Below are 16,512 nucleotides of genomic sequence, written 5' to 3'. Positions count from 1 at the left end.
GGGGGGGGGGGGGGGGGGGGGGGGGGGGCCCCCCCCCCCCCCCCCCCCCCCCCCCCAAAACCCCGTCGGCAGGCGGGTTATCCAATCACCCTGATCCCGCGGGCGCCCGGATTCGATTGTTCAGTTTGACGAACAAGTGCCTTCGCGTTCCTGGTATTTATCCGCGCCTCGAGTCTCCCTAGAATCCTCCCATCGAATGTCATTTCCGCGCCGTGCCGAAGCGGCGCCGCGCGATGGGAGCCGTTATGCCAAGCTTGATTACGAACCAGCTTTATCGGCCATCGGTGGTTCTGCCGATGGTCGCCCTCATGCAGGTGATGGTGTCGCAGGATTTCAACCTCGGGCAGGTCGGTTGGGTCGTTGCGACGCGTGGCGCGCAAGCCGCGCTGCAACGCTCGCGCGAATTGATCTGTGCGGTGCACTGCCACGCCTGAACGTCATCCATCAGGTGTAATCCACGCCAATCGGCCTGCGCTGATCCACTGTCGCTGCGAACCGGGATCGCAAGCCAGTCCCACCACTTGCACTGCGCAACCGAAACGATCAGAAAGGGCGACAAAGGCAACCTGAGGCGCTGAGCGTAAGATGCTACGACCAGCACCCCCAGCCTCGGGAGATTTGCCATGCCACAGCACTTCGACGCAGTTGTGATCGGCACGGGACAGGGCGGTGGTCCGCTCGCCGTGCGTCTCGGTCAAAGCGGGCGTAAAACCGCGGTCATCGAGCGCGCGGCTTTCGGCGGGACTTGCGTGAATGTCGGCTGTACACCGACCAAGTCGTATGTGGCGAGCGCCCGCGCAGCCCACGTGGCGCGTCATGCCGCGGATCTGGGCGTGCAGGTGAGCGGCGCGGTCAGCGTCGATCTGGAAGCGGTCAAGGCGCGCAAGGACAGGATCATCGGCGAGGCGCGCGACGGTGTCGAGAAATGGCTGCGCGGCGCAGACAACGTCACCGTCTTCAACGGCCACGCGCGCTTCACCGGCGCGCATGCGCTCGCCATCAGCGGCCCGGACGGCAGCGTGCTCCACGAACTGAGCGCCGACGAAATCTTCATCAATACCGGCACGCGCGCGGTCGTGCCGGCGCTCAAAGGGCTCGAGCGAATTCGCTACTACACCAACTCCAATCTGCTCGAACTGACGGAATTGCCGGACCATCTGGCGATCGTCGGCGGCAGCTATATCGCGCTCGAATTCGCGCAGATTTTTCGCCGGTTCGGCAGCCGGGTGACGGTACTGGTGCGCGGCGAGCGCCTGCTCACGCGCGAGGATGCCGACTTCGCCGACTCCGTGCAGAAGGTGCTGGCGCGCGAGGGCGTCGAGTTTATGTTCGGCGTGCAACCCTCACGGGTCGAGCCGCATCCGCATCACGAGAACGAGGTGTGTATCGGCTTCGAGCAGAACATCCCCGCGCTCGAAGCGTCGCACGTGCTGTTCGCCACCGGGCGTGAACCGAATACCGACGACCTCGGCCTCGACGCCGCCGGCATTGCGACGGACAAGCACGGCACGGTTCCCGTCGACGGCCAGTTGCGTACCAACGTGCCGGGCGTCTGGGCGATCGGCGACATCAACGGACGAGGCGCCTTTACCCACACGTCCTACGATGATTTTCAGATCGTTGCGGCCAATCTGCTCGACGGCGGCACGCGCAGCGTCGACACGCGGATCATGGCGTACGCGGTGTTTGTCGACCCGCCGCTCGCGCGCGTCGGGCTCTCGGAGGCCGACGTGCGCAAGGCAGGACGCGACGCGCTGATCGCCACCATGCCGATGACGCGGGTGGGCCGCGCCCGCGAACGCGGCGAGACCGACGGGTTCATGAAGGTGCTGGTCGACGCACAGAGCAAGCAGATTCTTGGCGCGGCGATTCATGGCATCGAAGGCGACGAAGCGCTGCATACGTTCATCGACATCATGACCGCCGGCGCGCCGTATCCGACCTTGCAGTACGCCATGCACATTCACCCGACTATCAGCGAACTGGTGCCGACCTTGCTCGACGGGCTCAAGCCGATGAAATGAGCGATGCGCCCGGCGGCGTCCGGCTGATGGGCGCAATGAGCCGCAATGAGCCGCAATGGGCCACGATTGCCAGGAGGGCGCGCAGCGGACCGTGGTAGCGAACCTATCCGGAGCAAAAAAGATGAAACGCGTGAGCAGCAGCGGCAATATCTTCGATCTCAGCGCACCGGCAGGCCCTGACGAGCAAGTGGACGCGCTCGTGGAAGAAGCCGGCGTGAGCATCGAGCGGATCGTCTCGAGAGGCCACGCAAGCCCGCCGGACTTCTGGTACGACAGTCCGCGCGCCGAGTGGGTCGTGCTGCTGAGCGGGGCGGCGACGCTCGAATTCGAAGGCGAGCGTGAGCCGTATCCGATGAAACCGGGCGACCACGTGCTGATCGACGCGCATTGCCGGCACCGGGTAGCGTGGACCAGCGACGCACAGCCGAGCGTATGGCTGGCGGTGTACACGCCAGGCAGATTGACGAGCAATGACCGATAGCTGAGATTACGCCACCAGAACGGGATTACACTCGAACTGGCACGTATCCTGGAGCGAGATCATGAATGATGCCGAACCCAACAGCACGTTCCGCGGTCTTCCGTTGACCCCGGAACAGGACGCGGAAGTCAGACATTACATCAAGAAGCAAAAGCAGCAGGGCGCGGCGTGGGACACGCCGGAGCTGGCGGCTATGCTTCGCGACATGCTGGAACCGCCGGACGATGACGACGCGGAATTCGATCCCGTTTTCGACGAAACGAAAGCGTTCGCGGAGCGTGCGGCGGCTTCGATCGACGAGTCGATGGACCCGATCGAAGCCAGCGAAGAGCGGACCGCAGCCATGGAAATCGAGGCGATGAAGGGCCTGAGGCGTTAAGCCTGCATCGCGGAACCACCGGCGAACGGCGGCGATTGGCCCGGCCCGGCCTGGATTGGCCCGGCATCGGTCCGACGCCGACCAGCCGCAGGACGCTCGCGAGTCCGTCACGAATCGGGCAAACAACAATCGGGGAAACAACATGAGCGTGCGTATTGTCCAGCTTGGTTCGCCGAGAGCAGCCGACGAAGGCCTGCGGATCGGCACCGTTCGGCGGCCGCCGCGCGGCGTACCCCGGACGGAATTCGCCACCCGCGACTATTACGATGTGTGGCTGCCCAATCTGTCGCCCGATGCGGACTTGATAAAAGAAGCCAAGGCGGCCGCCAGCGACGCCGAGTGGACCGCGTTTGCGAAGAAATTCCGCGCGCAGATGAACGATAGCGATACCGGCAAGGTGTTGGACCTGCTTGCCGCATTGTCAAAGACGACAAACTTTTCCGTAGGCTGCTACTGCGAGGATGAAAATCGGTGCCATCGCAGCATTCTTCGTCAATTGTTAAACGAGCGGGGAGCGCTGATCCGGTGAGGCGTGTCTGCGCGGCCGGCATTCGACAAGTCCCGTTGTCATCGCCGATAATCGGCGGCGTGCGGGCCTGACCGGGCTTCACAACCGCGACTACACAATCAGGAAACCGACCGATGGGCAAGGGACGCGTCGAAGCCTTCAGCGATGGCGTGATCGCCATCATCATCACGATCATGGTGCTCGAATTGAAGGTGCCGGACGGCTACGATCTCGCCGCGCTGCGCCCCGTGATCCCCGTGTTCTGCGCGTACGTGCTGAGCTTCATTTACGTCGGCATCTACTGGAACAATCACCACCACATGTTCCATGCCGTGCAGAAGGTCAACGGCGCGGTGTTGTGGGCCAATCTCCATCTGTTGTTCTGGCTGTCGCTGCTGCCGGCCGTCACGCATTGGGTCGGCGAGAATCATCTCGCCGCCTGGCCGACAGCGATGTATGGCGCCGTGCTGTTCATGTCGGCGATCGCGTATTTCATTCTGACCCGCGTGCTGATCCGCGAGCACGGCACGGAGTCGACGATTGCGAAGGCGGTCGGCAACGATTTCAAGGGCAAAGTCTCGGTCGTGATCTATCTGGCCGGCATGGCGCTGGCATTCGTTCAGCCGTGGCTCTCGGCTGCGCTCTATACGCTGGCCGCGGCGTGGTGGCTGGTGCCAGACCGCCGTATCGAACACCTGATGGAAGCGTGAGCATGTTGCTGCGCACGAAGCGCGCCGGTGGCGCTGCCACGGGAACCCGCCGAACCGCTGCAGGCAGACCAGGGCCGGTCGGCCGATACCTGGTGTCATGACCTCGCCTACCCACCGCTCGCAGGTCACTCGAATCGGTCTGATCTCCGACACGCATAATCTCGTGCGTCCTGAAGCCCTGCAATACCTCGCCGGGTGCGATGCGATTATTCACGCGGGCGACATCTGCAATCAGGCGGTGCTCGATGCACTCGCGCGGATCGCGCCGCTCACCGCCGTGCGCGGCAATAACGACATCGGGGAGGCCGTTGCCTCGCTGCCGACCCACGTCAAGCTGACCGTGCAACAGGTGACGATCCTGGTTGTGCACGACATCGCCGATGTGGGTGACGATCCGCGTCGAGAAGGTATCGACGTCGTCGTGACCGGGCACTCGCATAAGCCCGCGATCAGCGAGCGCGATGGCGTGCTGTTCGTCAATCCAGGGAGTGCCGGGCCGAGGCGTTTCAAGCTGCCGATTTCCGCCGGCATGCTAATCATTGAAGGCAGCCATGCAAGCGCGACGTTCGAGTCACTGGTGGCATAAAAAACGGGCCGGCAAAAATCTGCCGGCCCGTTTTCGGACACGCTAACGCGAATTTCGGTGGTTGCCTGCTGCTAACCGCTAACCGCGAGTGGCACGCATACAACTCCGGCGGTTAGCTACCGCGCAACCCGGAATCAGGCCCGTGCAGTGGCCGCGGCCGCGTAGCGTTCATCCATCTCCGCCGCCTCACGCTCGCCGCGCAGCACCGCATGTGCTTCCGCACGCGTCGCCACGCACGGACCCGAGCCGAGCAGCGGCTTGCGGGCCGTTTCACGCAGCGCGAGCACCGAGACGATACCGATCAGCGACGCGCCCATCAGGTAGTACGCGGGCATCATCAGGTTGCCGGTGCTCTCGACCAGCCAGGCCGTCACGAGCGGCGTCGTTCCGCCGAACAGCGACACCGAAATGTTGAAACCGATCGCGAGCGCGCCGTAGCGGATCTTCGTCGGGAACAGCGCCGGCAGCGCCGACGGCATCACGCCGGTGAAGCACGACAGCAACACGCCGAGAATCATCAGGCCGCCGAACACCGGCAGCATCGCGCCCATGCGAATCAGCAACAGCGCGGGAATCGACAGTACGAACAGCCCCACGCAACCAAACAGCATCACGGGCTTGCGGCCGATCGTATCGGACAGGCGGCCGGCTGCCAGCGTCATCGGCATCATCAGCACCATCACGAGCAGCACGAGGAACAGACCGTGCGTTTCGTTGAAGTGCAGCGTGGCCGACAGATAGCTCGGCAGATACGAGAGCGCCATGTAATCGGTGACGTTGAAGATCAGCACGAGACCGACGCACAGCAGAAGCGGCTTCCACTGTTGCATCAGCAATTCGCGGAAAGACTGCTTCGGAATCGCCTTGTCTTCAGCTTCGCGTTGCTCGGCCTGCTTCTTGAACGCGGGCGTTTCCTCGAGCTTCATCCGGATGTACAGGCCGATCAGGCCCAGCGGACCCGCGATCAGGAACGGCACACGCCAGCCCCACGAGAGCAGTGCGTCGGTCGACAGCGTCGCCGTCAGGACCGTGACCGTCCCCGCGCCGAGCACGTAGCCGATCAGCGTGCCGAACTCGAGGAAGCTGCCCATGAAACCGCGGCGCTTGTCCGTCGAGAATTCCGCGATGAAGGTCGCGGCACCGCCGTATTCACCGCCTGTCGAGAAACCTTGCACCAGACGCGCGACCAGCAGCAACACTGGCGCAAAAATGCCGATCGTCGCGTAGCTCGGAATCAGGCCAATCGCGAGGGTGCCGGCGGCCATCATGATCATGGTCATGGCCAGCACGCGCTGACGGCCGATGCGGTCACCCAGCGGCCCGAACACCATGCCGCCGATCGGCCGCACCAGGAACGCCGCGGCAAATGTGCCGAAGGTGGCGAGCAACTGGGCGGACGGGCTCGACGACGGGAAGAACACTTTGCCGAGCGTGACAGCGATATAGCTGTACACGCCGAAATCGAACCATTCCATCGCGTTGCCGAGCGCCATGGCGCCGACGGCCCGCTTGAGGAGAGATTTATCGACGACGGTGATGTCGTCGAGCGAGAGGCGTTGTTCTTCTTTGTGATGTCGCCAGAAGCCGTTGCTGGAAGCGGTCAAGGTGAAAACTCCAATGACTGCGACGAAACTCATGAAAAAGCGCATGAACGTTCCGCCACGGGTGCTGGGGAAGTGCAGTTTCGCGAGCAGCGCGATGGCGTCTCTTTCGTCCGGAGACAAAAGAAATGGGCGTGAAAAAGAAAATAAAACGCCCGTGCCTCGCGAACGATTCGCGAAAAAACACTCGTCTAGATTGTGCTGACTGTTGCATCTGCGTGGCCGTGGAAGGGGGGCAGATGCATGAGGGCGCTGGGGTGGCTGGAAGCTGGCCCACGCGCCGCTGGAAGGCTTGAAACGAAAAAGGCCGGTGCTGGATCGCCGCTCATGGATGAGATCTGGCGGGGAAACGACCGACAAGCCTTCTTGTATAAAAACTGTTCAGTTCAGTGTGGCGGCGTGCCGGAAAAGGCACGGTGAACCAGTTCGAAAAGAACGCGAATGAAGGTGAATTGCTGTTGGAACGAGGCACATGTTAGCACGATGACAGAGGATCGTGCAAACGCAGGGGGCGGCGAGCGGCTCCGGAAAGGCGCTCAATCCCTTGCGGGGTGGGGGATTCGGCGGATCGCGGCGGTATGAAAAAAAGACTTAAAAAATGTTGAAAATGGACTGTCTGGAGAGTCCGCGAGTCTCGCGGGACGAAAAAAAACCGCGCACGCGGCGCGGTTTTTTGCATTGAACCGCTTTTGCCGGGGTGGCAAAAGTGAGGCTCAGCGCGCGTGACCTATTCAGCAGCCGGCGGCACGTAACCCTGCGCCGTATCCGCGCCTTCGCCGAAGAAGAACTTTTCGGTCTGCTTCATCAGATATTGACGTGCGCGCGGATCGGCCATGTTCAGGCGGTTTTCGTTGATCAGCATGGTTTGCTGCTTCAACCAGGCCTGCCAGGCTTCCTTCGAAATGCCTTCGTAGATCCGCTTGCCGAGTTCGCCCGGCAGCGGCGGGAAATCGAGGCCTTCGGCTTCCTTGCCGAGCTTCGCGCATTGAACCATACGAGTCATGCTGTGCTTCTCCTATATCGGTGTGGGGGCGGGCAGTCGCTTTATATGGGGCCGCTCAGAGCTGTTTCATCAGCACGAGCGATTTGCGCTGCCAGTTATAGAGTCGGCGGCGGTCTTCCGGCAGGTCGTCGACCGTGACCTTGACGAAGCCGCGCTTGAGGAACCAGTGTTCGGTACGCGTGGTGAGCACGAAAATGCGCGTAAGGCCGCGTGCCCGCGCGCGTTGTTCGATGCGCTTGAGCAGGCGCTCGCCGTCGCCGGTGCCTTGCGCTTCAGGCGCCACGGTCAGGCAGGCCATTTCGCCGATGCGCTCCTGCGGATACGGGTACAGCGCCGCGCAGCCGAACAGCACGCCATCGTGCTCGATCACCGAGAAATGGTCGATGTCCCGTTCGATCTGGTGGCGGCCTCGCCGCACCAGGGTGCCGTCGGATTCGAGCGGCTCGATCAGCGAGAGAATGCCGCCGACGTCGTCCGGCGTCGCTTCGCGCAGGCTTTCGAGGTTCTCGTACGAGATCATCGTGCCCACACCGTCGTGCAGGAACAGTTCGAGCAGCAGGCTGCCGTCGAGCGCGTAGGGGATGATGTGCGCCCGCGCCACGCCGCCGCGGCAGGCACGGATCGAATGCTTCAGATAGAAACCTGCGTCGCCGGTGACTTCGCCGCTTTCATGCAGCTTGTAGGCGTCGTCGAGCGACAGTTCGCGGACCAGTTCAGGACCTTCTTCGCCGGTTTCCATCAAGCCCGGCGTTTCGGTCAGAAACACGATCTTGTCGGCGCGCAGCGCAATGGCCGCCGCCGAGGCGACGTCTTCCATCGACAGATTGAAAGCCTCGCCGGTCGGCGAAAAACCGAGCGGCGAGAGCAGCACGAGCTTGCGGCTCGCGAGCGAATGGCGGATCGAATCTGCGTCGATCTTGCGCACCACGCCGGTGTGGGCGAAATCGACGCCGTCCAGAATGCCGACCGGGCGCGCCGTTACGAAGTTGCCGGACACCACGCTGATGTGCGCGTGCGCCATCGGCGTGTTCGGCAAGCCCTGGCTGATCGCCGCCTCGATATCCAGACGCACTTCGCCGGCCGCTTCTTTCGCGGACTCCAAAGCACGCGCGTCGGTAATGCGCATGCCGTGCGAAAACTCGGATTCCACGCCATGGAGGCTCATCTGCTCTTCGACCTGCGGTCGCGAGCCGTGCACCAGCACGATCTGGATGCCCATGGCCTGCAGCAGCGCGATATCGGACACGAGTGCGTTCAGGAGCCCCTGATGCACCACTTCGCCGCCGAAACCGACGACAAACGTCTTGTTACGGAACGCATGGATGTAAGGGGCGACTGAGCGCATCCAGTCGACGAATTGCGCGTGCTGGGCGAGGTCTTCCGTTGCTCCGGCGGGGGCAGGAACACTCGCGGGCGCGGGGACGAGGTCGGTTTGGGAATTCATGCCGGGGATTATAATGCGCCCCCATGTCGAATGTACCCAGAAATCCCGCTCCGGCGAACGAGAATACTGCGCCGGCCGCCGATCAGGTGAAGCCCGGCGACGCAGAGCGCCGCGAAGCGCCGGACGCCAACCGCCACACGCCGGAAACGGCGCGCGAACCGCGGCGAGCCGCGCCGGGTGCGGACTCGTCTGCACAGAAAAAAAATCCGCCGCGGGGCACGCGCCGGGAGGCGGGCGCGCAGGCGCCGAAAAACGCTCATGAGGGGCGCAAACAGCCGCCGCACGGCGATGCCGCGCGCAACGAACGCCGCGAACCACGTCCGCCGCGCGTTCAGCGCGTGGTCGAACCGAATCCCATTCCGCCGATCACCTTCCCCGAAGCGTTGCCGGTGTCTGGCCGCCGCGAGGAGATCGCGCGCGCTATTGCGAAGAATCAGGTCGTGATCGTCTGCGGCGAGACCGGTTCGGGTAAGACCACCCAGTTGCCGAAAATCTGCCTCGAACTGGGGCGTGGCCTAGGCGCGGGCGGTAGCGGTTTGATCGGCCATACGCAGCCGCGCCGGATCGCCGCGTCGGCAACGGGCCGCCGTATCGCCGAAGAACTCGGTACGCCATTCGGCGAAGTAGTCGGCTACAAGGTGCGCTTCACCGACAATCTGTCGCCGGGCGCGTCGGTCAAGTTGATGACCGACGGTATTCTGCTCGCCGAAACGCAGACCGATCCGCTGCTGAAAGCCTACGACACGCTGATCATCGACGAAGCGCACGAGCGCAGCCTGAACATCGATTTTCTGCTGGGTTATCTGAAGGAAATCCTCGTCAAGCGCCCCGATCTGAAACTGATCGTGACCTCGGCGACGATCGACGCGGATCGTTTCGCGCGCCATTTCGGCAGCGAAGAAAAGCCCGCGCCGGTGATCGAAGTGAGCGGTCGTCTGTATCCGGTCGAAGTGCGCTATCGCCCGGTTGCGGAAGACAGCCCGGCCGTGAAGGCGGCGGAAGGTTCTTCCGCATCGTCGTCGCGCGAAAGGCCGAAGACGCAACGCGAGACGGATCGCGACCTGATGGAAGCGATCGTCGACGCGGTCGACGAACTGTGCCGCGAAGGTCCCGGCGACGTGCTGGTTTTTTTGCCCGGCGAGCGTGAGATTCGCGATGCCGCCGAGGCGCTGCGCAAGCATCACCCGCCGCACACGGAAATTCTGCCGCTGTTCGCGCGCTTGTCCGCGGCCGAGCAGGAACGCGTGTTCCGCACCTCGAACGCGCGGCGCATCGTTTTGGCCACCAACGTCGCCGAAACTTCGCTGACGGTGCCGGGGATTCGCTATGTGGTCGATACGGGCCTCGCGCGCGTGAAGCGCTACTCGTATCGTAACAAGGTCGAGCAGTTGCAAGTCGAGTCGATTTCGCAGGCCGCCGCGAATCAGCGGGCAGGGCGTTGCGGCCGGGTCGCGGATGGCATCTGTATTCGTCTGTACGAAGACAGCGACTACCAGGGCCGCGTGCGTTTCACCGATCCTGAGATTTTGCGCTCGTCGCTGGCGTCGGTGATTCTGCGCATGAAGTCGCTGCATCTGACGGCGATCGAAACCTTCCCGTTCATCGAGCCGCCGCCCGGCCGTGCCATCGCCGACGGCTACCAGCTGCTCAACGAACTCGGCGCCGTCGACGACGACAACCAGCTCACGCCGCTCGGCCGCGAACTCGCGCGCCTGCCGCTCGACCCGCGCGTCGGCCGGATGATTCTCGCCGCGCGCGATCAGCAGGCGTTGAAGGAAGTGCTGATTATCGCCAGCGCATTGTCGGTGCAAGATCCGCGTGACCGGCCGATCGAAGCGCAGGAGCAGGCCGACCAGGCGCATCGCCGGTTCGCCGACGAGCGTTCCGAATTCCTGCAATGGCTGAAGATCTGGAACTGGTTCGAAGAAGCGATCGCGCACAAGAAGTCGAACAAGCAGTTGCACGACGAATGCCGCAAGAATTTTCTGTCGCAACTGCGGTTGCGTGAGTGGCGCGATGTGCATTCGCAACTGCTGACCGTGGTGCGCGAGCATGGCTGGCGGCTGAACGAGGCCGAAGCGACTTTCGAGCAGATTCATCTCGCGTTGTTGACCGGCTTGCTCGGCAACATCGGCCTCAAAGCCGACGACGAACCGTACTTCCTCGGCGCACGCAGCATCAAGTTCTACCTCTGGCCGGGCTCGGCGCTGGTGAAGAAGGCCGGGAAGTGGGTGATGGCCGCGGAACTGGTCGAGACGAGCCGTCTGTACGCACGCTGCATCGCGAAGATCGAGCCGGAATGGATCGAAAAGATCGGCGAGCATCTGCTGAAGAAATCACTGTCCGAGCCGCATTGGGAAAAGCGCGCGGCGCAGGTGTCGGCGTTCGAGCGCGCGGTGTTGTACGGCCTGCCGATCTATCACCGGCGGCGTGTGAGCTTCGGTAAACAGGACCCGGCGCGGGCGCGCGAGCTGTTCATTCGCGGTGCGCTGGTGGAGGGTGAGTTCGACACGAAGCTCGCGTTCTTTGCGCACAATCGCAAGCTGCTCGCCGATATCGAGCAACTGGAACACAAGTCGCGCCGTCAGGATGTGCTGGTCGACGACGAACTGATTTTTGGCTTCTACGATCAGGCGCTGCCGCAGGGCATTTACACGGGTGCGTCGTTCGAGCGCTGGTATCGCGACGAGGTCAGGAAGAGCGGCCAGCCGGAAGACAAATTGCGGCTGCTGTATCTGTCGCGTGACGATCTGATGCGGCATGAAGCCGCCGGCGTGACAACCGATCTGTTCCCGAAGCGGATGACGATGGCAGGCGTCGAGATGGCGCTCACGTATCACTTCGAACCCGGTTCGCCGCGCGACGGCGTGACGCTCGCGGTGCCGCTGTATGCGCTGAATCAGGTCGACGCGCGCCGCTGCGAGTGGCTGGTTCCGGGCATGCTGAAAGAGAAGGCGCAACTGTTGCTGAAATCGTTGCCGCAGAAGTTGCGACGCCATTGCGTGCCGCTGCCTGAGTTCGCGGCGGGTTTCGTCGATCGGCATAGTGGGCCGCGTTTCGGCGCGGGCGGTTTGCTCGAATCGCTGATTGCCGATGTTCGCGAGCAGACCCAGGTCGCGATGAAGCAATCGGACTTCAAGCTCGAAACGTTGACGCCCCATCTGTTCATGAACTTCAAGGTTGTCGACGAGCATGGGCGGCAGCTCGCGATGGGCCGCAATATGTCGCAACTGCGCGCTGAACTCGGTGGCCAGGCACAGCAGCACTTCCAGAAGATTGCGTCGAGTGCGGCTGGGGCGGCGTTGGCGGATGCGGGCGGCGGTGGCGGCGTGGCCGCTGCCACGCAAGCTGGCGGAGCAGCCGGCGCGGCAAGCGGTGCGGCGCAGCGAGGCAAGAGCGGTGCGGCGCCTGGTCCACAAACCGCGTCGCAAGATGGCGCACTGGGTACAGCGCTGTACGAAAAACTCACGACGTGGAATTTCGGCAAGCTCCCCGAGTTGCTGGAAATTCGCCGCGGCGGTCAGACGTTGTTCGGCTATCCGGCGCTGGTGGATCGCGGCACGCATTGTGACGTCGAAGTATTCGATTCACCGGACGAAGCCGCACGGATTCATCGCGCAGGGCTGCGACGATTGTTCGCGTTGCAATTGAAAGAGCCGATCAAGTACCTGGAGAAAAATCTCCCGGGTTTGCGCGAAATGGCGATGCAGTTCATGCCGCGCGGCACTCAGGAGGAGTTGCGCGATCAACTGATCGATACCGCGCTCGACCGCGCCTGTCTGCAGGACCCGCTGCCCGCCGATGACGTCAGTTTCCATACTCGTCGCGACGAAGGCCGCAGCCGTCTGACTTTGTTGGCTCAGGAGATTGCCCGCCTCGTCGGACAGATTCTCGGCGAATACGCGACAGTGACGAAAAAGCTGGCGCAGGCGAAGTCGTTCACGGCCGCGCATGCGGACATGCAGAACCAGTTGGATAGTCTGATTGGCAAACGCTTCGTGGTTGATACGCCGTATACGCAGTTGGCGCATTTCCCGCGCTACCTGAAGGGCATTGCGCTGCGTATCGACAAGCTGAAGGCAGACTCCGCCCGCGATGCGCGGCAGTTCGCCGAACTCCAGCCGCTGTTGCAGAACTACCAGCGCGCGCTGGCGCAGCGGGGTGGTGTGCTGGATACGCGGTTGTCGGAGTTTCGCTGGCTTCTGGAGGAATTGCGGATTTCGCTGTTCGCACAGGAGTTGCGTACGCCGATGCCTGTGTCGGTGAAGCGTCTCTACAAAGTGTGGGAATCGATGCAGCGCTGAGAGGAGGGTGGGATGGGGGCGCCGTAGAGGTGCCCGCTCCCGCTCGATCTGGGCGGCGCGGGTCGCTGGCTGCAACGCTTTTGCAGCGCGGACAAAAAAGCGCGCGACACCGCTCCTTTTGAGAGTGACATCACGCGCAAAGGGCGGAGGCCCTTTCGGACCCGCGCCTGCTCGCTGCTAGTACAGCAACGCTATTGACTTCAGCGTGACTGGCTCAGATCGAGCCGGTCACGCTTCTTGCCAAAGTTTTACCAGTGCATGCCGGCGCCAACCGACGCGCCGAACTGACCGCGTGAGTCGGTCGTACCTTGCACCTTGTAGACCCATTTGCCGGTTTCCGACAACTGCGACACGCCGATGGCCATCGCCGACTGGCCGCCATACGTGCCACCCGCAATCGCCACCATGCCGTGACCCGGCAAGACCGCTTGAGGCAAGCCTGCAGCAGCCAGCGCCGACGCCGTGCCGCCATACGAATCGCGGCGTGCCGAGCGGATCTGGTCGTCGGTGTAGCTGTTCGCCTGGCCAACTGCGCCGCTCATGCTCTGCTGCAACTGATTGACGTTGACCGCGTCCGTGCCTTGCACGCCGGCCGCGACGTTGGTGATCTGACGCTCCTGGCCAGCTGCGCCGACGGATACCGTGTTTGCCCGATCCGCGACTGAACCTTGACCCAGCGCGACCGAGTTGTCGGCGCTGGCGTTCGCCGAAGCGCCAAGCGCCGTGGCGTTGTTGCCGCTAGCGACCGAGTTCGCGCCCATGGCGACGGCGTTCGTGCCGGTGGCATTGGCGTTGGCGCCCACGGCGACCGAATGCGTGCCCGAAGCCTGTGCACCTTCCGTGTCGGTGTTGCCGTCGGCGCTGAAGAACGGCACGTTCGGGTTCACGGTGATGTTCTGGACGGCGTTGCCGATTGCCGCGTTCAGTTGGCCGAGGTTGACAGCATCGCTTGCGTCCACACCGTCGGCGACGTTGTGAATGACCGTGCCGCCACTGGCTGCATCGCCGAGTGTGACGCTGTTCTTGTTGACGCTGCCGTCGGCGTTGGTGTCGTACATGACGGCGCCGTCGAGCTTGGCGGCGGTGGCTGCGCCCTGGCTGGCGACCGCGTTCAACTGGTTGACGTTGACGGCGTCGGTGCCTTGCACGCCGGCGGCTACGTTGGTGATCTGGCGTTCCGCTCCGGCTGAGCCGACCGATACGGTGTTGTCACGATCGGCGATCGAGCCTTGGTCGAGTGCGACGGAACCGGTGGCGCTGGCAGTGGCGAGGTTGCCGATCGCCGTGCTGCTCTGGGCGACGGCTTGTGCGCCGGCGCCGATGGCGGTAGCGCCGGTGTAGCCCGGGTCGGTCAGGGCGAGCGGATCGTGGCCGGCGACGGAATTGGCGCCGATGGCAACTGAGTCGTCGCCATTGGCCTCGGCCTTATTGCCGATGGCGACGCTGTCGTCGCCGCTGGCATACGCAGCATTGCCGCCGGCAAATGCGTTTGAGCCAGACGCGCTTGCGGTGGGACCCATCGCGACAGCGCGAGTGCCCGTCGCGACTGCGTCGTCGGTGCCGTCGTTGTTGCCATTGGCTTTGAAGTAGCGCGTCTCGCTGGAGGTGGCTGCGGTGATCGCGGCCTGTAACTGGCGCACGTTGACGCCGTCGGTGCCCTCGGTGCCGTCAGCGACGTTGGTGATCTGGCGCTCGCTACCCGCGAAGCCGACGGAAACGGTGTTGGCGCGGTCGGCGAGCGAGCTTTGGCCCAACGCAACGGAGTTGGCGCCGGTCACGGTCGAATACGCGCCGATAGCGGTGCCCATGCTGCCTGCGGCGGAATAGGCGCCGAATGCAACTGAACCGAAGTCGGACGCATTCGATCCGCTGCCGATCGCCACCGCTGCCATGCCCGCTGCGTCTGCCATATTGCCGATTGCTACCGCATTGACGGCTCCAGCCCGAGCTTTGTGGCCGAATGCCGACGAGTAGTCGGCGCCAGCGACGGCGTTTGCGCCTGCAGCAACCGAACTTGCGCCGGTCGATTGCGCGTTGTAACCGATCGCCGATGATCCGCTACCTGTTGCGTGTGCATCGTCTGGCGTCAAGCCGGTATCGTTGGTGCGGACGTATTTGACGCCGGTGCCGTTATCCTGGACATAGTTAGCGCTGGTATCGCCGGCGATGCTGTAAAGCTGAGCGCCATTGACGGCGTCGGTGCTGGTAGCGGAAACCGTGCCTTGATGCACGTTCGTGATCGTTGTGCCGCCGGTTACGCCGCCGTCCGTCGATGCCGGGCCGGCGAGCGTGACGCTGCTCTTGTCGGTGGGCGTTGCGTCGTACTGGACGCTATTGGCCGTGGCCGTGGCGATTTTGCCGTCGACGGCTTTGAGTTGGCTCACGTTGACGGCGTCGGTGTCCGCGGCGCCAGCTGCGACGCCGGTGATGGTCCGGTTACCGACGTTGACTTCGCCGGCTGAGTTTTGCGCAGTGGTCAGGCCGTAGGCGGCGTATCCGCTTTGAGCGCCGATAGTAGTGGCTGAGCCCGCGCCCAGTGCGACACTGTTGACGTGCGAGGCTGCTGCGCTATCCCCAATGGCAACCGAATCCTCGGCCGAAGCGCTGCTGTCGACGCCGACGGCTGTGGCGCTTTTGGCCGCCTGAGCACCAGTGCCAACTGCTGTGCCAGATTCGGCAGCGTTGGAGAAACTGCCTGCAGCAAATGCGTTCACGGCCGTGGCTTGCGCGCCATCGCCAATTGCGACCGCATCCATGTCTGCCGCGTTTGCGCCACTGCCCAGTGCAATAGCTTTTCGTCCGTTGGCAGCAGCGCCAGCGCCGATCGAAACTGCGGCTGTAAAGCTCGCAGTCGAGCCGGTACCAATCGAGATAGCATCCTTGGCGGTGGCTTGAGCATTCGAACCTGCGGCGAGCGCATTCGAACCTGTTGCCGTTGCATTGTCGGAGCCGTTCGCGAGCCCATTGACGTTGAAGTAATAGTCAGCGCTTGCAGCATGCGCCGCCGATACCCCACCCGCCAACACCGTTCCTGCCAGTACGACTTGGGCAATAGCCAGCTTCCCCGACCCACCCCGTTTCGTCTTCGACCGCGCCGTTTCCGACGTCGCTACCCACGTTCCCGTCGCTTCACACCAAACTGATTTGTAAATCTTGTTCATTTATTCAGAAACTCCGCGGTTATTGCGTGCGTGGATTGCACGTGAATACACGGCGATTCGGATAAGGCGTCATCGCCCTGGTATGTCGCGCACAAAATAAGAACATATAGGCCGCGGTTTTCTCCGTCGTCCGTTTTGCGTGTTCCGCTGAATTTTTCGCGCGTCCGAATCGCCTGCTTCACGCTCTTGAATCCACTGGATTAAGTGCATGAGCGATGATCGGCGGGATTGTCAGGCGTGGCGGGGGAGAGGCGGAATAAGCAAATTCCTAAATGGTTGGAAATAAATAATTGATTGTAATTTATTTTGAT

At 63.1% G+C, this 16,512-nt stretch carries 12 protein-coding genes; 8 read left to right on the top strand and 4 right to left on the bottom strand.

Translation table 11 applies throughout. The annotated features are described in order from the left end of the window. The first annotated feature begins 245 nt into the window (after positions 1-245). The 7 genes from PQR67_RS04155 (at position 246) to PQR67_RS04125 (ending at position 4,688) form a co-directional block, all read left to right on the top strand. Positions 246-434, top strand: a complete 189-nt coding sequence (locus PQR67_RS04155; protein WP_408454795.1) for a hypothetical protein — start codon at positions 246-248, stop codon at positions 432-434. A 189-nt stretch (positions 435-623) separates the two neighbouring features. Beyond that, complete coding sequence (locus PQR67_RS04150) at positions 624-2,024, top strand: FAD-containing oxidoreductase (protein ID WP_408454792.1); 1,401 nt, start codon at positions 624-626, stop codon at positions 2,022-2,024. 121 nt (positions 2,025-2,145) lie between these two features. Beyond that, positions 2,146-2,505 carry a cupin domain-containing protein gene (locus PQR67_RS04145; protein WP_408454789.1) on the top strand — a complete coding sequence of 120 codons (360 nt, stop codon included), beginning with the start codon at positions 2,146-2,148 and terminating at the stop codon, positions 2,503-2,505. Between the two features lie 61 nt (positions 2,506-2,566). Beyond that, positions 2,567-2,884, top strand: a complete 318-nt coding sequence (locus tag PQR67_RS04140) for a hypothetical protein (RefSeq protein WP_408454786.1) — start codon at positions 2,567-2,569, stop codon at positions 2,882-2,884. Positions 2,885-3,026: 142 nt separating this feature from the next. Beyond that, entirely contained in the window at positions 3,027-3,413 is a 387-nt protein-coding gene (locus PQR67_RS04135) for a DUF488 domain-containing protein (RefSeq protein WP_408454783.1), read from the top strand. 113 nt (positions 3,414-3,526) lie between these two features. Continuing rightward, positions 3,527-4,102: a TMEM175 family protein gene (locus tag PQR67_RS04130; RefSeq protein ID WP_408454780.1), complete on the top strand. Its 576-nt coding sequence runs from the start codon at positions 3,527-3,529 to the stop codon at positions 4,100-4,102. Positions 4,103-4,199: 97 nt separating this feature from the next. Continuing rightward, entirely contained in the window at positions 4,200-4,688 is a 489-nt protein-coding gene (locus tag PQR67_RS04125) for a metallophosphoesterase family protein (RefSeq protein ID WP_408454777.1), read from the top strand. A 134-nt stretch (positions 4,689-4,822) separates the two neighbouring features. On the opposite strand, the gene proP is transcribed toward PQR67_RS04125, so the two are convergent. From proP to argA, 3 genes are all read right to left on the bottom strand, one after another. Beyond that, positions 4,823-6,325: a glycine betaine/L-proline transporter ProP gene (proP, locus tag PQR67_RS04120; protein ID WP_408454773.1), complete on the bottom strand. Its 1,503-nt coding sequence runs from the start codon at positions 6,323-6,325 to the stop codon at positions 4,823-4,825. A 691-nt stretch (positions 6,326-7,016) separates the two neighbouring features. Further along, positions 7,017-7,292: an oxidative damage protection protein gene (locus PQR67_RS04115; protein ID WP_074282891.1), complete on the bottom strand. Its 276-nt coding sequence runs from the start codon at positions 7,290-7,292 to the stop codon at positions 7,017-7,019. A 55-nt stretch (positions 7,293-7,347) separates the two neighbouring features. After that, the gene (argA, locus tag PQR67_RS04110; protein ID WP_408454770.1) at positions 7,348-8,736 is read right to left on the bottom strand and encodes an amino-acid N-acetyltransferase; all 1,389 of its coding nucleotides are present in this window, start codon (positions 8,734-8,736) and stop codon (positions 7,348-7,350) included. A gap of 23 nt (positions 8,737-8,759) precedes the next feature. Here argA and hrpA point away from each other — a divergent pair, with 23 nt between their 5' ends. Next, positions 8,760-13,040: an ATP-dependent RNA helicase HrpA gene (gene hrpA, locus PQR67_RS04105; protein WP_408454767.1), complete on the top strand. Its 4,281-nt coding sequence runs from the start codon at positions 8,760-8,762 to the stop codon at positions 13,038-13,040. 248 nt (positions 13,041-13,288) lie between these two features. Here the strand turns inward: hrpA and PQR67_RS04100 are convergent, their stop codons facing one another. Beyond that, positions 13,289-16,201: a YadA-like family protein gene (locus PQR67_RS04100; RefSeq protein ID WP_408454764.1), complete on the bottom strand. Its 2,913-nt coding sequence runs from the start codon at positions 16,199-16,201 to the stop codon at positions 13,289-13,291. Positions 16,202-16,512 lie beyond the last annotated feature (311 nt).

The organism is Paraburkholderia fungorum, assembly GCF_046026025.1.
Taxonomy (GTDB): Bacteria; Pseudomonadota; Gammaproteobacteria; order Burkholderiales; family Burkholderiaceae; genus Paraburkholderia; species Paraburkholderia fungorum_E.
Note: the sequence above shows the minus strand (reverse complement) of the source record. Positions and strands in the feature narration are given on the sequence as shown.